This window comes from Fuscibacter oryzae (assembly GCF_016765795.1).
Lineage (GTDB): Bacteria > Pseudomonadota > Alphaproteobacteria > Rhodobacterales > Rhodobacteraceae > Fuscibacter > Fuscibacter oryzae.
Genome location: NZ_JAESVP010000010.1, coordinates 50,430 through 64,357 on the forward strand (window position 1 = coordinate 50,430; position 13,928 = coordinate 64,357).

Below are 13,928 nucleotides of genomic sequence, written 5' to 3' on the forward strand. Positions count from 1 at the left end.
GTGTGGCGAAGGCGATGGCCTTCGCCAAGGCAAGTGGGCGCAATATCGGTCCGTCCTAGACCGTGGGAAAAATCAGCCGAAACAGGGCGCCAGTGTCGCTGGCCGCGACCTCGATCCCGGCATTGTGGGCGGCCAGCAGGTTGCGGGCGATGGTCAGGCCCATGCCTGTGCCACCCTGATCGCGGCGGGTGGTGAAAAAGGGTTCGAACAGGCGCGCGGCATTGCCGGGAGAGATGCCGGAGCCATTATCAGAGACCTCCAGCATCAGCACATCCGGATGGTGCAGCGCGGCAAGGGAGACATGGGTCGCCTCATGGCTGACCGAATTGGCCAGAAGCTGACGCAGCACGACCAGCAGGCCGGGTGCGGCCATGGGCAGGGCATGGCTGCCGCCTTCGATACCAAAGGTCAGCGTGGGGAAATCGCTGCGCAGGGCGGGTGCAAGGTCGGCCAGCGTGGTCTGGCCCAGATAGCGCGCCTCACGCGCCTGCGCGGCCTGTCGCAAGACGGCCAGTTGCGCCTGAATCTGGGCCTGCGCGCCGTCGATCTGCGCCACCAGTTGCGCGTCTTGCGGCGACAGCGAGCCGTCTTGCAGCAGTTCAACGGCGGCATGGATCGCGGCGACAGGGGTTTTCACCTCATGCGTGACGTGATCGGTGAAAGCGCGGATCGTCGCCTCGCGATCGCGCAGGGCGTGGGCCATGGCAATCACGCGGCGGGCGGTGGCGTGCAGCTCCTGCGTACCGAAATGGGCGGGGGGTTCCGGCGCGCGGTTCTGTTCAACCGACAAAGCAAACGCCTCCAGCGCGTGGATCGGGCGCAGCAGAAGGCGCACCAGTAGCCAGCCCAAGGCGGCGGTGGCCAGCAGGATGGCAAGGCCCAGTGCGGCGGCGGCATTGGCATAGCCCAGATGCGGCCCCAGACTGCGCAGCGCCAGCAGCCCGGCAAAAGACAGGCCCAACGTGCCGCACAAAGCCCCGCCCAGAACGAAGGCCAGCGAGGGCCGCCAGCGCCGCGCCGTCATTCCACCGCCCCAAGCCGCAGGCCCTGCCCATGCAGGGTTTCAATGACATCAGGCAGACCCGCAACTGCCAGCTTTTGCCGCAAGTTACGCAGATGGCTGTCGAACGTGCGGTCCGACACCTGACTGCCCGTGCCCCAGATTGTGTCGATCAACCGCGCCTTGGGCCAAAGGCGACCCGGGTGGGACAGCAGATGATCCAGCAGGCGAAACTCGGTCGCGGTCAGCGGGATCGGCTGGCCCTCGATGTGGCAAGCGGCGGCGGCCCGGTTCAGCACAAGGGACCCGTGGCGCAGGGTTTGGCCCTGCCCCGCGCCGCTGGTGCGTTTCAGGATGGCGCGGATGCGGGCCACCACTTCGCGGGGCGAAAAGGGCTTGGTGACGTAATCATCGGCGCCAAGCTCAAGGCCGACGATGCGGTCCACCTCATCATCCCGCGCCGTCAAGAACAGGACCGGCAGGTCAGAGGTGGCGCGCAGGCGGCGACACACCTCGAACCCGTCAATCTCTGGCAAACCGATATACAGCACCATCAGGTCAGGGGCATCGCGGCGGGCGGCAACAAGGGCGGCCTGCCCGTCGGCAACGGTGACGGCGGTAAAGCCTGCCCGCTCAACTGCAATGCGCAACAGGTCACGCAAGCGAGGGTCGTCATCGACGATCAGAATCTTCACGGAACAAACCTTACAACCGGATGGGCCGCAAGATAGCGGTCGACGCGCCAGTTGCGAAACCCCCAATCCCGCCAGCCAGTGATCTGGGGCGCATCAGGGGCACAGCCGGGCAAGTCCAGCGTCAGTTGGGGGTTTTGCGCCATGGCTTCGGCAATGGCAGCAGCAGCGGTGGGGCCAAGGGCGCAGGTATACCAGGCATCACCGCGGGGCTGGGCCAGATTGTGGCGCACAATCAACGCGGCGAAATTGACAAAGCTGCACAGGTAAAGCGTGGCCAACCCCATCACCGCCACCCGCGACAATAGCCACAGGTTCGACCGACGCTGCACCACCTGCCACAGGCACAGCCAGAGACCGGCGGCGACAAGCACGACCCAGATCCCGGCACGAATCCGCAGATAGGTCAGCCCATAGGCCTGCACGTAAAGATCCAGCCGCAAAAGGGCCGAGGCGCAAAGCACCATGTTCTGCCCCAGCCACAACAGCATCAGCGGTCGGATCAGCCGATGTTCGCCCAGATAGGGCCGCGCCGACAGGGCAAAAGCCCAGGCCAAAAGCGCGGTCGCCAGCAGCGGATAGGCCCCGCGATGGGCATAGGCGGCAAAGCTCATCCCCCGCGGCAGTTGCGCGCCGCCCAGCAAGATTGACAGGTCCAGCCCGCTTTGCAGCCCGATCAGCAGGTTGAACATCACCAGCGCCCGCAAGACCGAACCCGCGTTGATCCCCGGCAAGGCAACGGCGCGCGCGGCCAGATGCACCGGGGTAGGCAGATCCAGTAGCGGCCAAGCCAGAAGGGCGATGCCTGCCCAAAAGGCCGCACGGTTGATCAGCCGCACGGCATCGAAATTCAGCGATAAGGCCTGTTCGATCAGCGGGTTGGCATCGGCCAGCAGCGCGGCAAAAACCAGCGTGCCGCCCAATGGCACCGCCCAGTTTCGCAGAAAACTGCGCGGCGACGTGATGCTGCCAGGCCGGGCGGAGCGGTTCATCACCAGATGCAAAAGGCCCAGAATGCCCCCCAGCGGCAGCCGGGCCAAAAGGCGCAGACCCGAGACCAGTTTGCCACCCGCCGTCAATCCCGGCAGATGCGCCCAGACAATGGCAGTCGTCAGCGACAGGGCCAGAAAGGCCAGCGACAGCGCCTGAACATACTCGACCACCGGCAACAGGCCCAAGACCAACAACCCGGCAGGCCGGGCCTTGGCCAGCCCCGGCACCTGCATCGTGGCCAGGCCAAACACCGCCCCGGCGAAGACCGCCAGAGACAGGCCGGGCACCTGCCCCCAGAACAGCAGATCGCCCAGCACCACCAGCACCACAAGGCCCAGCCCACGACTGGCCAGCGGCGACAGACTGCGACCTGCCATAGCGCCAGACCCGGTGCTGCCTGCCTCTGGCGCCGCGTCTGGCACGGCGTCTGGCTCTGGTCCAAGCCACCACCCGTCGCGCGCCAATACAGTAGGAAGTCCGTGGATCGTCAGGCGTTTCGTCGTCATCTCTGCCTCCGGGTTTCGCGGCAGGAGTGAACGGTGCCCCCCGCAGGCCCGGCGCAGGGTTTGCGCAGGATTTGTGCAGCGCACCAAGGCGGTGCATCCATGCACAGCCAAACCGTTGCGGGGTGAAAAACGACGTGTTAGGGATGCGGTGTTCTCAGGGCGGGGTGCGATTCCCCACCGGCGGTTATAGCCCGCGAGCGCCTTTCTTCGGAAAGGGTCAGCAGATCCGGTGAAACTCCGGGGCCGACGGTATAGTCCGGATGAAAGAGAACCGCGTGCAGCAGGGGCGACCCGGCTGTATTCGGGACATGCCTTGGGACCTGACTGTGTAGCAACGGAAGGTTCCGCAAAATGACGACCCAATTCCCCCGTATCGCCTTTATCAAGGCCCGTTGGCACGATGACATCGTGGACCGTGCCCATGAAGGCTTTGTCGCCGAAGCGGCGAAACTGATGCCCAATGCCAAGGTAGAGGCGTTCGACGTGCCCGGCGCGTTCGAAATGCCGCTGGTGGCGAAAAAGCTGGCCCGCACCGGCAAGTATGATGCCATCGTCGCATCGGCCTTTGTGGTGAACGGCGGCATCTATCACCACGAATTCGTCTCCGAAGCGGTGGTGACCGGCCTGATGAATGTGGGGCTGGAAACCGGTGTGCCGTGTTTCTCGGTCTCGCTGACGCCGCATAACTATCAGCCGGTGGCCGAGCTGACGGCGTTTTACACCGAGCATTTCGTGAAAAAGGGGGCCGAGGCCGCCCATGCCGTGCGCCAGATCCTGGATCTGGATGCCCGTCTTGCTGCCGAAGGTCAGGCCAGCGCCGCCTAAGACTTGCCAGGGCAGCGCGTTCAGGTTAGCGCTGCCCTGTCTGGTGCCCGGCCCCAAAGGCCGGGATAATCGGGAACGCGGTGCAACCCCGCGACGTGCCCAACGCTGTAAGGCCGAGGGGTCCGCAAGATGCCACTGGGTTCCGGCCCGGGAAGGCGCGGTGCCCCGGCGACGCCAAGTCAGAAGACCGGCCAGGCAAGATCGGCGGGGACGCGCGGACGGCGGCCCTGTCAGCATTCGTTGCCTGACAGGGGATATGTCGATGCAACCAGAGTCCAAGCTGGCCCCCGCCGGGGCCTTTTCTGATGATGAGCGCGACGCGGTCTATCGCGCGATCTTTTCTCGACGCGACGTGCGCAGCCAGTTTCTGCCCGACCCAATTGACGAAGCGTTGGTACAGCGGCTGCTGGTCGCCGCCCACCACGCGCCTTCGGTCGGCTTCATGCAGCCGTGGAATTTCATCGTCATCCGCGATGCGGGTGTTAAGGCACGGGTTCAGGCGGCCTTCGCCCGCGCCAATGACGAAGCGACAGAGATGTTTCCCGAAGAAAAGCGGGCGCTTTATTCCAGCCTGAAGCTGCAAGGCATCACCGATGCCCCGATCAACCTGTGCATCACCTGCGACCGCACGCGCGGCGGCAAGGTGGTACTGGGGCGCACACACAACCGCGACATGGACCTGTATTCGACGGTGTGCGCGGTGCAGAACCTGTGGCTGGCGGCGCGGGCCGAAGGCGTGGGCGTCGGCTGGGTCAGCATCTTCCGCGAGGAAGAGCTGCGCGGCATCCTTGGCCTGCCAGACCATGTGGTGCCGGTGGCCTATCTGTGCCTTGGTCATGTGAGCGAGCTTTATACCCAGCCGGAATTACAGGCCAAAGGCTGGCGTGACCGCCTGCCACTAGAGGGGCTGGTGTTTCAGGACGGCTGGGGTGCCACGCCCTGACGGCGCATCAGATAAATGTCCATGATCCAGCCATGGTCAGCCCGTGCCTTGGCGCGGGTTGCCACGATGCGCGGCCCGGCGCTGGCCAAGGGGCCATGGTCAAGGATCTGTTCGGCCATGCCAACATAGGCACCCCACCAGATTTCGGTGCCCGCAGGGTCCAGCGTGCTGAACGCACCACCGGCATCCAGCATCACCACGACCGTATCGGCATCCTGCGGCCAGCCATGGCCGCGCAACCGGCGGCCGGTGGTAATAACCACGGGTGCGGCAAGGTCATTCAGCGGAATGGCATGGGCGGCGCACAGCATCTGGATCGCGGTGATGCCGGGAATGACCTGCACTGTCATGGGCAGGCTGCGGCCCACCCGCTCGGCAATGCGCAGGGTACTGTCGTAAAGCGACGGGTCACCCCAGACCAGCAGCGCCACATTCGCCCCGCCGCCCGCCGCCAGATGGGCGTGGATGTGGTCCGCCCAGACCGCCGCGATGGCGTCGTGCCAATCGTTCACGCGGTCTACATAATCGGGCGTTGCCGGGTCGCGCTGTGGCAGATCGAACGGCACGATCCGGGTGGCGGGGTTGGTCAGAGCCGCATTGCAGATCGCACGGCGCAGACCGGCAAGATCGGCCTTGTCCTCGCCCTTCAGGGGCAAAAGGATCAGGTCGGCGGTATTGATCGCCTTCACAGCCTGCCCCGTCACATGATCGGGGTTGCCGGTGCCGATGCCGATCAGGGAAAGCTGGAGAAGGGCTGTCATGCTGCGGTCATTCAGGAAAGGCAGCGCGCCGTCAAGACGGCGCGCCGCAGGATCATGCGGGCTTGTCTGACCAGAGGCGGCTGGCGAACCACCCCAGAAAGGCCCAGGCGATTGCCCCGATACCCAGCGCGCGGGCGGCGAATTCGGCTGCCAGTTCCGGAGGCGCGACCCCGGCATAGCCATCTGCCTCGGGCGCACCGATAAGGTGTGGCAGCGCAAGCAGCGCCACACCCGCAGCGGCAAGGGCCATGCCACGGCCATAGGCCAACAGGCCCAAGCCGCCCGCCGTGCACAAGACCGTCATCCACCACCAGACCTGCCGCGCACCAAGGGCGGCGGCGGGCGTGCCGGGCAATTCCGGGGCAAGCCCCATCGCAGGGGCAAGCTGAATGGCCGCAAAACCACCCAACCCCCACAGGATGCCTTCCAGCGCACCGATGCGCCGCCCCGTCGCCTCTGCTGCGCCGAACCCGGCGATCAGCAGCATGGCAAAGCCCACATAGACCAGCACGTCGAACATGACCGTCAGGCCATTGCGGCCAAGGCTGCCGCCCGAGGGTTCATGCGAGTGACTGTGCCCATCCCCGTCGACTGCACCCTGGGGGGTGGAATGGTCATGACCGGCCTCGCCGTTTGCGGCATCATCATGGTCGGCAGATTCACCTGCGGCATGATCATGGCCCATGGCAGGGGCCGCCTGAAAATGGATCAGGGCCCCGGATTCATACTGCTCTGCCAGCAAAAGCCGGTCTTGCAGAAATGCGAAATGCAGAGCAGCGGCCAAAAAGCCCGCCACCCCGCCAGCGACTACTGCGCTGACGAACATGCGTTTGAACATGGGTTTAAGTTATGCGCTCAGTGGCAGGGAAAGCCGGTCGCGTGGCGCACATCATGCGCCGCATCATGCAGCGCCGCCGATTGGGCGTGGCCCGCCACGAACATCAGCGAAGAGCCAAGGACCACCATCATCAGGATAGGGCCGAATGCCTTGGAAAGCGCGGTGGTTTTGGCCGTGGTCGAAATCGTCATCATATCTCTCCTTGCCGTCACACCCGACGGCAGTTGTGTTTCACGTCCCAAGGCCGGTCTCCTGGCTGGCGGGTCATCACGAGCTTTCGCCTTCCCGCCCCAAAGGGCAGTGGCCTGATGAAAGCCCGCTCACCGCTGACAGTCGCGGGGGCGGCTGGGGATGGGGGCGCCTGTTTTGGTCCGCCCCTTCCCCATTCCCGTTTCAGTCCCGATGCTTTGCACCTGATGGGACACCTTGCCTCTTCATTTGCATGTCATGGAGCCATGCGGTCAAGGTCGATAGCGGCAGATCGGGCAGATTTCCGACCCCTGCCGCGAATTAGCCGGGAATGCGCGCGATCGCCTTGAGCCGCAGGGCACCCAGCGGGCGGGCGTCGACAAAATTGCCATCGGGGCTGTCGTGATAAAGGCGGGCAAAGGCAAGAATGTCGGGCAGATCAGATTCGTTGATATCGCCGAACAGATAGGTCGTCTTGCCGGGGGCGCGGGCGGCAAGGGTTGAGGGGCGGGTGCAGCCGGACATGCACTCGACTGTGGCAACCTGCGCCGGAACGGCCACCCCGTTCAGGGCATCGCGCAGGGTCGCAGCAAAGCCCGACCGACCCAACACACAACTGGCGCAAAGGGTCAGCTTCATTCCGCCCCACCCGCCAGCGGGCCATACAGGATCAGCCCCGGCTGATGCCCCGGACCATCGGCCAGATGGGCCACAAGGCTGGCCATCGTGCCGCGCAGCAGCCTCTGATCCGGGGTTGAGACCGCTTCGGCCAGCAGGGCGGGCGTGCTGTCGGGCAGACCGTGGGCGCGCAGACCTTCGACCAGCGCGGCAAAGGTGCGTTTGCCCATGTAAACCACGGTGGTCGCCTGCGGGTCGGCAAGGGCCGCCCAGTTCAGCCCTTCGGGCAGGCCGCCGGTCACATCGGCGCCGGTTACAAACTGCACCCGCCGCGCCGTCAGCCGCCGGGTCAGCGGAATGTTCGCCGCAGCGGCAGCGGCAGAGGCGGCGGTGACGCCGGGAATGACCTCATACCCGATGCCGGCTTCGGTCAGGGCGGTGATTTCCTCTTCCAGCCGCCCGAAGAGGCCGCAATCGCCGGATTTCAGCCGCACCACCCGCGCGCCGGTGGCGGCATAATCGACCAGCAGCCGGCTGACATGATCTTGCTTGGGTGACGGGCGGCCTGCGCGTTTACCCACCCCCACCAGATCGGCCCCGTCCCGCGCATGGGACAGGATAGGCCCAGAGGACAGGTCGTCGAATAGCACCGCATCGGCGGCTTGCAGCCGGGCGACGGCCTTAAGCGTCAGCAGGTCGGGGTCGCCCGGACCCGAAGAGACGAAGGAAACGAAACCGGTCATGTAGCCTCGGCGATGTGGTGAAAGAAGGTGCCGGTGGCGCGGCCACCCCCGGCAAAGCTGCGGGTGGATCCGGTTTCGGCAACCGGAGTGGCGGTGGCGTCGGTCACCTGTGCCAGCGGCGCGTCAGGCTGCGACAGGATCGTGGCATAGTGGAATTCGTGCCCGCGCAGGCGGTGGCCCGCGGCATGGCCGGGAATCGGGGCCAAAAGCCGCGCATGGCGATAGCCAAGGTGCATCCGCCGTTTGGCAAAGCTGGTTTCTAACCCCAGCAGGCCCGCCATCTGATGCCGTGTGCCATCGGCGGCCACCAGCCCCGCACCCATCGCCATATAGCCTCCGCATTCACCATGAACGGGCCGAGTTTCGGCGAACCGGGCAAGGCCGTCACGGAACTGGCCGGCCTCGGCCAGCCTGCCGCCATGCAGTTCGGGGTAGCCGCCGGGCAGCCAGCAGGCACCTGCGGTATCGTCGGGCACCTCATCGGCCAAGGGCGAAAACGGCAGGATCGTCGCCCCCGCCCGCCGCCAGCCATCCAGCAAATGCGGATAGACGAAGGAAAACGCCGCATCACGGGCAAGAGCTATGCGCTCGGCGGGAGGGGGAATGGGCAAGGGCGAGGCAACGGCGGCGGCAGGGGTAACAGCGGCGGCGGCGATCAGGGCGGGCAGGTCAAGATGCTGGGCGATAAACGCCCCGGCATCCGCAAGCAAGGTGGCAAGGCGGGGATGCTCCTCGGCCTGCACAAGGCCAAGGTGGCGTTCGGGCAGTTCGATGGCGGCCCTGCGCGGCAGGGCACCGAACACTCGCAGGCCCGCGCGGTCCATGCCGTCGCGCACCAAGGCTTCGTGCCGGGGCGAGGCGACCTTGTTCAAGACCACCCCCGCCAGCCGCAGATCGGGGCGCATCGCGGCAAAGCCCAGCGCCACGGCGGCGGCAGATTGCGCCTGGCCTGAAACATCCAGCACCAGAACCACCGGCCAGCCCATCGCCACCGCCAGATCGGCGGAAGACCCGTTGCCGCTTTCGCCGGGGGTTGCCACGCCATCGATCAGGCCCATCGACCCCTCGGCCACGATCAGATCGGCCCCCTGCGCCGCCGTCACCAGCCCGCCCAGCCGGTCGCCCGCCATCGCCCAAGTATCAAGGTTGACCGAAACCCGCCCCGCAGCGGCTGTGTGAAAGGCCGGGTCGATATAGTCGGGACCGCTTTTGAACGGCTGCACCGTCACCCCGCGCGCCCGCAACGCCGCCAGCAGGCCCAGCGTGACCGTGGTCTTGCCGGTGCCCGAGGCGGGGGCCGAGATGAGAAGGCCGGGGGGAATCATGCGCTTTCCGGGAAACGGGGGGTGGTGCCGACCGGGCGATAGCGGCGGTCGTAGTCACCCGCATAAAGGCGGCTTTCGTCGAACCCTTCGGCGGCCAGCGCCGGGCCGACGAGGATCAACGCGGTCCGCTCGCCCTCTCCCATCGCGGGGTTGAGGGTGGCAAGCGTGGCACGCTCAACCCTCTGGTCGGGCCAACTGGCGCGGAACACCACGGCCACCGGGCAGTCAGGGCCGTAATGCGGGGTCAGGCGGGCCTGCACCTCTGCCAGCACATGGACCGACAGGTGAATGGCCAGTGTCGCGCCGGTTTTGGCAAATGCCTCCAGCGTTTCGCCCTCTGGCATGGCGCTGGCGCGGCCCGAGGTGCGGGTAAGCACGACCGACTGGGCAAGGCCGGGCAGCGTAAGTTCCGCCCCCAGCGCCGCAGCGGCGGCAGCGAACGAGGGCACGCCGGGCGTGACATCATAGGGAATGCCAAGGGCGCGCAGGCGGCGAAGCTGTTCCCCCATCGCCGACCAGATCGACAGATCGCCCGAATGCAGGCGGGCAACATCTTGCCCCGCGTCATGGGCCAGCGAAATCTCGGCCATGATCTCGTCAAGGCTGAGCGGCGCGGTATTCACGATCCGCGCGCCGGGCGGGCAATGTTGCAGCAAGGCTTCGGGCACTAGCGACCCGGCATAGAGGCAGACCGGGCAAGCGGCGATCAGGTCGCGCCCGCGCAGGGTGATCAGGTCGGCGGCACCGGGACCTACGCCGATGAAGTGAACGGTCATTCGGATATTCCTTCCGCGATGGCGGCGGTGGCCATGCCGTTGGGGGTTGCGACGCGGGGGGTGACAAGGCAGGCACCGGGACCGGCGGCAACCAGCGCCGCCGCCTCGGACAGTGATCCTGTGGCGAATTTGGCCTGCACGCGTGGCGAGGTGCTGGGAGTGGGCTGGCCTGCAACGCGTACGGCACGGATCGGCAGGTTCAGGCGCGTTGCAAGCGCGGTCAGTGCCGGGGCCTTGGCTTTGGTTGCATCGGTGGCCAGCAGGTCAACCCGACCGCCTGCCAGATGCAGGGCATCGTGCAGGTCATCCACCGTGGCGGCGCTGCGAAAACCGAGACCGGCGACCCTCATAGCGTGACGCTCCACTGCACCACGGGGCGGGCGGCCTGCCAGCCGCGCATCGTGCCAAGGGGGGTGGCGGTGGCGATGTCGATCCGGGTCAGCGTGCCGCCGTGGCTGGCGTGAAGGGTCGCCAACAGCGCTTCGGTCTCCAGCGTGACACCATTGGCGACAAGGCGGGTGCCGGGGGGCAGGGTGTCGAGCAGGCGCTGGAACAATGCCATATCGCCGCCGCCGCCGACAAAGACGGCATCGGGGCGAGGCAGCGTAGCGATCAGATCCAGCGAGGAGCCAGAATGCAGCGCCAGCCTATGGTCTACGCCAAAGCCCAGCGCATTGGCGCGGATGTTGGTGGCGCGGTCGGGGCGCAGCTCCACCGCATGGGCCAACCCGCCCACAAGGCACCATTCGACCGAGATCGAGCCGGAACCAGCGCCCAGATCCCACAAGACCTCGCCGCGCCGAGGGGCAAGGGCGGCAAGGGTCAGCGCGCGGATCGGAGATTTGGTGATCTGGCCGTCACTGGCGAACAGGCTGTCGGGCAGGCCGGGGGTTTGCGGCAGACCGTCGCCCGCCGCATCAATCGCCACGGCGACGGGGGCGGTGATGTTGGGTGTGTTGAACCCGGCGGCGGTGGTTTGGGTGATACGCTCCTGCACGCCACCGAGGGCTTGCAGCACATGCAGGTGAGAGGTGCCGAAGCCCGCGCCGTCCAGCCACGCGGCCAAAGCGGCGGGGGCATCGCCGTCACGCAGCAACACAATCAGCCGAGCACCATTCGCCAGATGAGGGCGCAGACGGGCAAAGGGGGCGGCGTGCAGGCCAAGGCAGGTCGTCTCCTCCAACCGCCAGCCAAGCCGCGCGGCGGCGTGAGAGAAGGTTGAAGGCGCGGGGTGCGCCAGCCATTCGCCGGGGGCAAGGTGAGGCATCAGGCTGCTGCCCGCACCGAACCAGAACGGATCACCCGAGGCCAGAACCACCGTCGGCTGCCCGCGATGCACCAGAACGTGTGCTACATCAAACGGTACGGGCCAGGGGCGGGCCCGGTCGCTTGCCTGCACCAGCGCTAGGTGGCGGGGACCGCCAAAGATCACCGTCGCAGCAGCCAGCGCGGCACGGCTTGCATCGGGCAGGCCCGCCAGTCCATCTTCGCCCAGACCGATGATATGAAGCCAGGGCCTATCCATGACGCACATCCTGATCCTTGGTGGCACGACCGAGGCGAGCCTGCTGGCCGCGCGGCTGGCGGCAGAGGGGATTCCGGCGATCTTCAGCTATGCCGGTCGCACGGCTGCCCCAGTCGGCCAGCCCCTGCCGATGCGGCTGGGCGGGTTTGGCGGGACCGCGGGGCTGGCGCAGTTTCTGCGCAGCGAAGGCATCAGCCATGTGGTCGACGCGACGCACCCTTTTGCGGCGCAGATCAGCAGGAATGCTGCGCTGGCCTGTGCAGAAACCAGCACCCCGCTGCTGGCCCTCGAGCGCGCAGCTTGGGTGGCGGGCGAAGGCGACCGTTGGACCCTGGTGAGCGATACCGAGGCGGCGGTGGCTGCCCTGCCCAAAGCCCCGGCACGGGTGTTTCTGGCGATTGGCAAGCAGACCCTGACCAGCTTTACCGCAAGGCCGCAGCACCATTACCTGCTGCGGCTGGTCGATCCGCCCGATGGGGGGCTGCCCCTGCCCGATGCCTCTGTGGTGATCGACCGGGGGCCGTTCACGGTTGAAGGCGATCTGGCCCTGCTGCGCCACCACCGCATCAGCCATATCGTCGCCAAGAATTCGGGGGGCGCGGGGGCAGAGGCCAAGCTGATCGCGGCGCGCGCGCTTGGCCTGCCGGTGATCCTGATCGACCGGCCTGCCCTGCCCGCGCGGAATGTGGCACATGATCTGGCGGCGGTGATGGCGTGGATCGGTCATCAACCCGCCCGCCTCGGGGTATAGACCCAATCCCCCACCCGGCGCGTGGCGGCATTGCCGACCAGAACCACGGTGCGCATATCGGCCATTTCGGGCGTCGCCTCGGCCAGTGTCATAGTCAGCAAATGCTCATCCGGTGTGGTAACCGCGCGGGCAAATGTGATCAGGCGATCCGGCCCGCATTCCTGACGCAATATCTCCAGCACGCGGGCGAATTGATGCGGGCGGCTGGCGGAGCGGGGGTTGTAGAAGGCCATGGCGAAATCGGCCTGCGCGGCAAGGCGTAGGCGGTGTTCGACCAGATCCCACGGCTTGAGGTTGTCCGACAGGTTGATGGCGCAGAAATCATGGCCCAAGGGCGCACCGGCACGGGCGGCGGCGGCCAGCATGGCGGTGATGCCGGGCAGGATGGCGATCTGCGGTGGGGGGCCTTGCCACGCTTCCAGCGCCTCGAACAAAGCCGAAGCCATGGCAAAAACGCCGGGATCGCCAGAGGAGACGATGACAACCTGACGGCCTTCGGCGGCCATGGTCAGCGCATGGTTGGCGCGGTCCAGCTCCACCCGGTTGTCCGAAGGGTGCAGCGTCAGACCCGGTCGCGCCGCAACGCGGGCGACATAGGGAATGTAGCCGACCACATCGGTCGCCCGGTCCAGCGCCTGCCGGACTTGTGGGGTCACCAGCGCCTCATCCCCCGGACCAAGGCCGGCAACGGTGATGGTTCCGGTCATTCGGCAGCCTCCAGTTCCGGGCGGCGGCCATGGCCGTGGACAAGGACGATCGCGAAATAGGGGCAATCGGCGGGATCGACATCGGCCAGACGGGCCACGCGCTGATCGGGCATGGTGCCACGTTCGACCAGCCAGGCATCCTGCAACCGGCCCGCCGCCTGCAACGCCCGGCGCACGCGCGGCAGGTTGCGGCCGGTTTTCATGATGACCAAAGCGTCGGATCGCTGCATGTGGCTGACCAGATCCGCCTCTGGCAGCGTCGCCATCAGCACGGTCAGCACATCATCGCCCCAGGTGATCGGCTGGCCGGTGGCGTTCCAGCAGCCGGTCATGCCGGTGATGCCGGGCACGATTTCCACCTCGGCCCGCCCTTGCAGGCGGGAATGCAGGTGCATGAAGCTGCCGTAAAAGAAGGGGTCACCTTCGCACAGCACGACAACATCGGCGGTGCGCGACAGGTCGGCAAGGCGCGCCGCCCAATCATCGTAAAACCGCGCAAGGGCATCGCGGTATTCGGGGCTGTCAAAGGGCAGCTCAGTCGTGACCGGATATTCCATCGGATATTCGGTCACGTCGCTGCGCAGCATTCCGGTCACAATCCGGCGCGCCTGCCCGGCGCGGCCCAGCTTGCGGAAATAGGCGACATGGGTGGCGGCGCGGATCAGCCGGTCAGACCTGACCGAGATCAGATCGGGGTCGCCCGGCCCAAGGCCGGTGCAGATGATGCGGCCCATGG

Annotated in this window: 17 protein-coding genes and 3 riboswitches; of the genes, 3 read left to right on the forward strand and 14 right to left on the reverse strand. The window is 66.6% G+C overall.

Going from position 1 to position 13,928, the window contains the following annotated elements; translation table 11 throughout:
• Positions 1 to 55: 55 nt before the first annotated feature.
• The 3 genes from JI744_RS16525 to JI744_RS16535 are packed head-to-tail and all read right to left on the reverse strand — an operon-like array spanning position 56 to position 3,191.
• Positions 56 to 1,024: a sensor histidine kinase gene (locus tag JI744_RS16525; RefSeq protein WP_202662280.1), complete on the reverse strand. Its 969-nt coding sequence runs from the start codon at positions 1,022 to 1,024 to the stop codon at positions 56 to 58.
• On the reverse strand, positions 1,021 to 1,695 hold the full coding sequence (locus JI744_RS16530; RefSeq protein ID WP_202662281.1) for a response regulator: 675 nt from the start codon (positions 1,693 to 1,695) through the stop codon (positions 1,021 to 1,023). Before JI744_RS16530 ends, JI744_RS16525 begins: the two co-directional genes overlap by 4 nt.
• Positions 1,692 to 3,191, reverse strand: a complete 1,500-nt coding sequence (locus JI744_RS16535; protein ID WP_202662282.1) for a DUF4153 domain-containing protein — start codon at positions 3,189 to 3,191, stop codon at positions 1,692 to 1,694. Before JI744_RS16535 ends, JI744_RS16530 begins: the two co-directional genes overlap by 4 nt.
• Before the next feature lie 146 nt (positions 3,192 to 3,337).
• A riboswitch (FMN riboswitch) is annotated at positions 3,338 to 3,467 on the forward strand.
• Positions 3,468 to 3,542: 75 nt separating this feature from the next.
• Here JI744_RS16535 and JI744_RS16540 point away from each other — a divergent pair.
• Together JI744_RS16540 and bluB are read left to right on the forward strand one after the other, a co-directional pair.
• Entirely contained in the window at positions 3,543 to 4,016 is a 474-nt protein-coding gene (locus JI744_RS16540) for a 6,7-dimethyl-8-ribityllumazine synthase (protein ID WP_202662283.1), read from the forward strand.
• Between the two features lie 24 nt (positions 4,017 to 4,040).
• Positions 4,041 to 4,226: riboswitch (cobalamin riboswitch) on the forward strand.
• A gap of 52 nt (positions 4,227 to 4,278) precedes the next feature.
• Positions 4,279 to 4,959, forward strand: coding sequence for a 5,6-dimethylbenzimidazole synthase (gene bluB, locus JI744_RS16545; protein ID WP_202662284.1), 681 nt, complete (start codon positions 4,279 to 4,281; stop codon positions 4,957 to 4,959).
• Here the strand turns inward: bluB and cobF are convergent.
• The 9 genes from cobF to cbiE form a co-directional block, all read right to left on the reverse strand.
• The gene (cobF, locus tag JI744_RS16550) at positions 4,932 to 5,720 is read right to left on the reverse strand and encodes a precorrin-6A synthase (deacetylating) (protein ID WP_202662285.1); all 789 of its coding nucleotides are present in this window, start codon (positions 5,718 to 5,720) and stop codon (positions 4,932 to 4,934) included. The genes bluB and cobF overlap by 28 nt on opposite strands.
• 52 nt (positions 5,721 to 5,772) lie before the next feature.
• Entirely contained in the window at positions 5,773 to 6,558 is a 786-nt protein-coding gene (locus tag JI744_RS16555; RefSeq protein ID WP_202662286.1) for a CbtA family protein, read from the reverse strand.
• Between the two features lie 17 nt (positions 6,559 to 6,575).
• Positions 6,576 to 6,749, reverse strand: a complete 174-nt coding sequence (locus tag JI744_RS16560; RefSeq protein ID WP_202662287.1) for a CbtB domain-containing protein — start codon at positions 6,747 to 6,749, stop codon at positions 6,576 to 6,578.
• A 34-nt stretch (positions 6,750 to 6,783) separates the two neighbouring features.
• Positions 6,784 to 7,002: riboswitch (cobalamin riboswitch) on the reverse strand.
• Between the two features lie 66 nt (positions 7,003 to 7,068).
• Positions 7,069 to 7,386 carry a DUF1636 domain-containing protein gene (locus tag JI744_RS16565; RefSeq protein WP_202662288.1) on the reverse strand — a complete coding sequence of 106 codons (318 nt, stop codon included), beginning with the start codon at positions 7,384 to 7,386 and terminating at the stop codon, positions 7,069 to 7,071.
• Positions 7,383 to 8,108, reverse strand: coding sequence for a uroporphyrinogen-III C-methyltransferase (gene cobA / locus JI744_RS16570; RefSeq protein ID WP_202662289.1), 726 nt, complete (start codon positions 8,106 to 8,108; stop codon positions 7,383 to 7,385). Before cobA ends, JI744_RS16565 begins: the two co-directional genes overlap by 4 nt.
• Positions 8,105 to 9,433 carry a cobyrinate a,c-diamide synthase gene (locus JI744_RS16575; protein ID WP_202662290.1) on the reverse strand — a complete coding sequence of 443 codons (1,329 nt, stop codon included), beginning with the start codon at positions 9,431 to 9,433 and terminating at the stop codon, positions 8,105 to 8,107. Before JI744_RS16575 ends, cobA begins: the two co-directional genes overlap by 4 nt.
• Positions 9,430 to 10,209, reverse strand: a complete 780-nt coding sequence (gene cobM / locus JI744_RS16580) for a precorrin-4 C(11)-methyltransferase (protein ID WP_202662291.1) — start codon at positions 10,207 to 10,209, stop codon at positions 9,430 to 9,432. The genes JI744_RS16575 and cobM overlap by 4 nt, the downstream gene beginning before the upstream one ends.
• Positions 10,206 to 10,559, reverse strand: coding sequence for a cobalamin biosynthesis protein (locus JI744_RS16585; RefSeq protein WP_202662292.1), 354 nt, complete (start codon positions 10,557 to 10,559; stop codon positions 10,206 to 10,208). Before JI744_RS16585 ends, cobM begins: the two co-directional genes overlap by 4 nt.
• Positions 10,556 to 11,734, reverse strand: coding sequence for a precorrin-6y C5,15-methyltransferase (decarboxylating) subunit CbiE (cbiE, locus tag JI744_RS16590; protein WP_202662293.1), 1,179 nt, complete (start codon positions 11,732 to 11,734; stop codon positions 10,556 to 10,558). Before cbiE ends, JI744_RS16585 begins: the two co-directional genes overlap by 4 nt.
• Here cbiE and JI744_RS16595 point away from each other — a divergent pair.
• On the forward strand, positions 11,733 to 12,485 hold the full coding sequence (locus JI744_RS16595; protein WP_202662294.1) for a cobalt-precorrin-6A reductase: 753 nt from the start codon (positions 11,733 to 11,735) through the stop codon (positions 12,483 to 12,485). The two genes, cbiE and JI744_RS16595, sit on opposite strands and share 2 nt — an antisense overlap.
• On the opposite strand, the gene cobJ is transcribed toward JI744_RS16595, so the two are convergent.
• Both cobJ and JI744_RS16605 read right to left on the reverse strand, forming a co-directional pair.
• Complete coding sequence (gene cobJ, locus JI744_RS16600) at positions 12,461 to 13,192, reverse strand: precorrin-3B C(17)-methyltransferase (protein ID WP_202662295.1); 732 nt, start codon at positions 13,190 to 13,192, stop codon at positions 12,461 to 12,463. The two genes, JI744_RS16595 and cobJ, sit on opposite strands and share 25 nt — an antisense overlap.
• On the reverse strand, positions 13,189 to 13,926 hold the full coding sequence (locus tag JI744_RS16605) for a precorrin-2 C(20)-methyltransferase (protein ID WP_202662296.1): 738 nt from the start codon (positions 13,924 to 13,926) through the stop codon (positions 13,189 to 13,191). Before JI744_RS16605 ends, cobJ begins: the two co-directional genes overlap by 4 nt.
• Positions 13,927 to 13,928 lie beyond the last annotated feature (2 nt).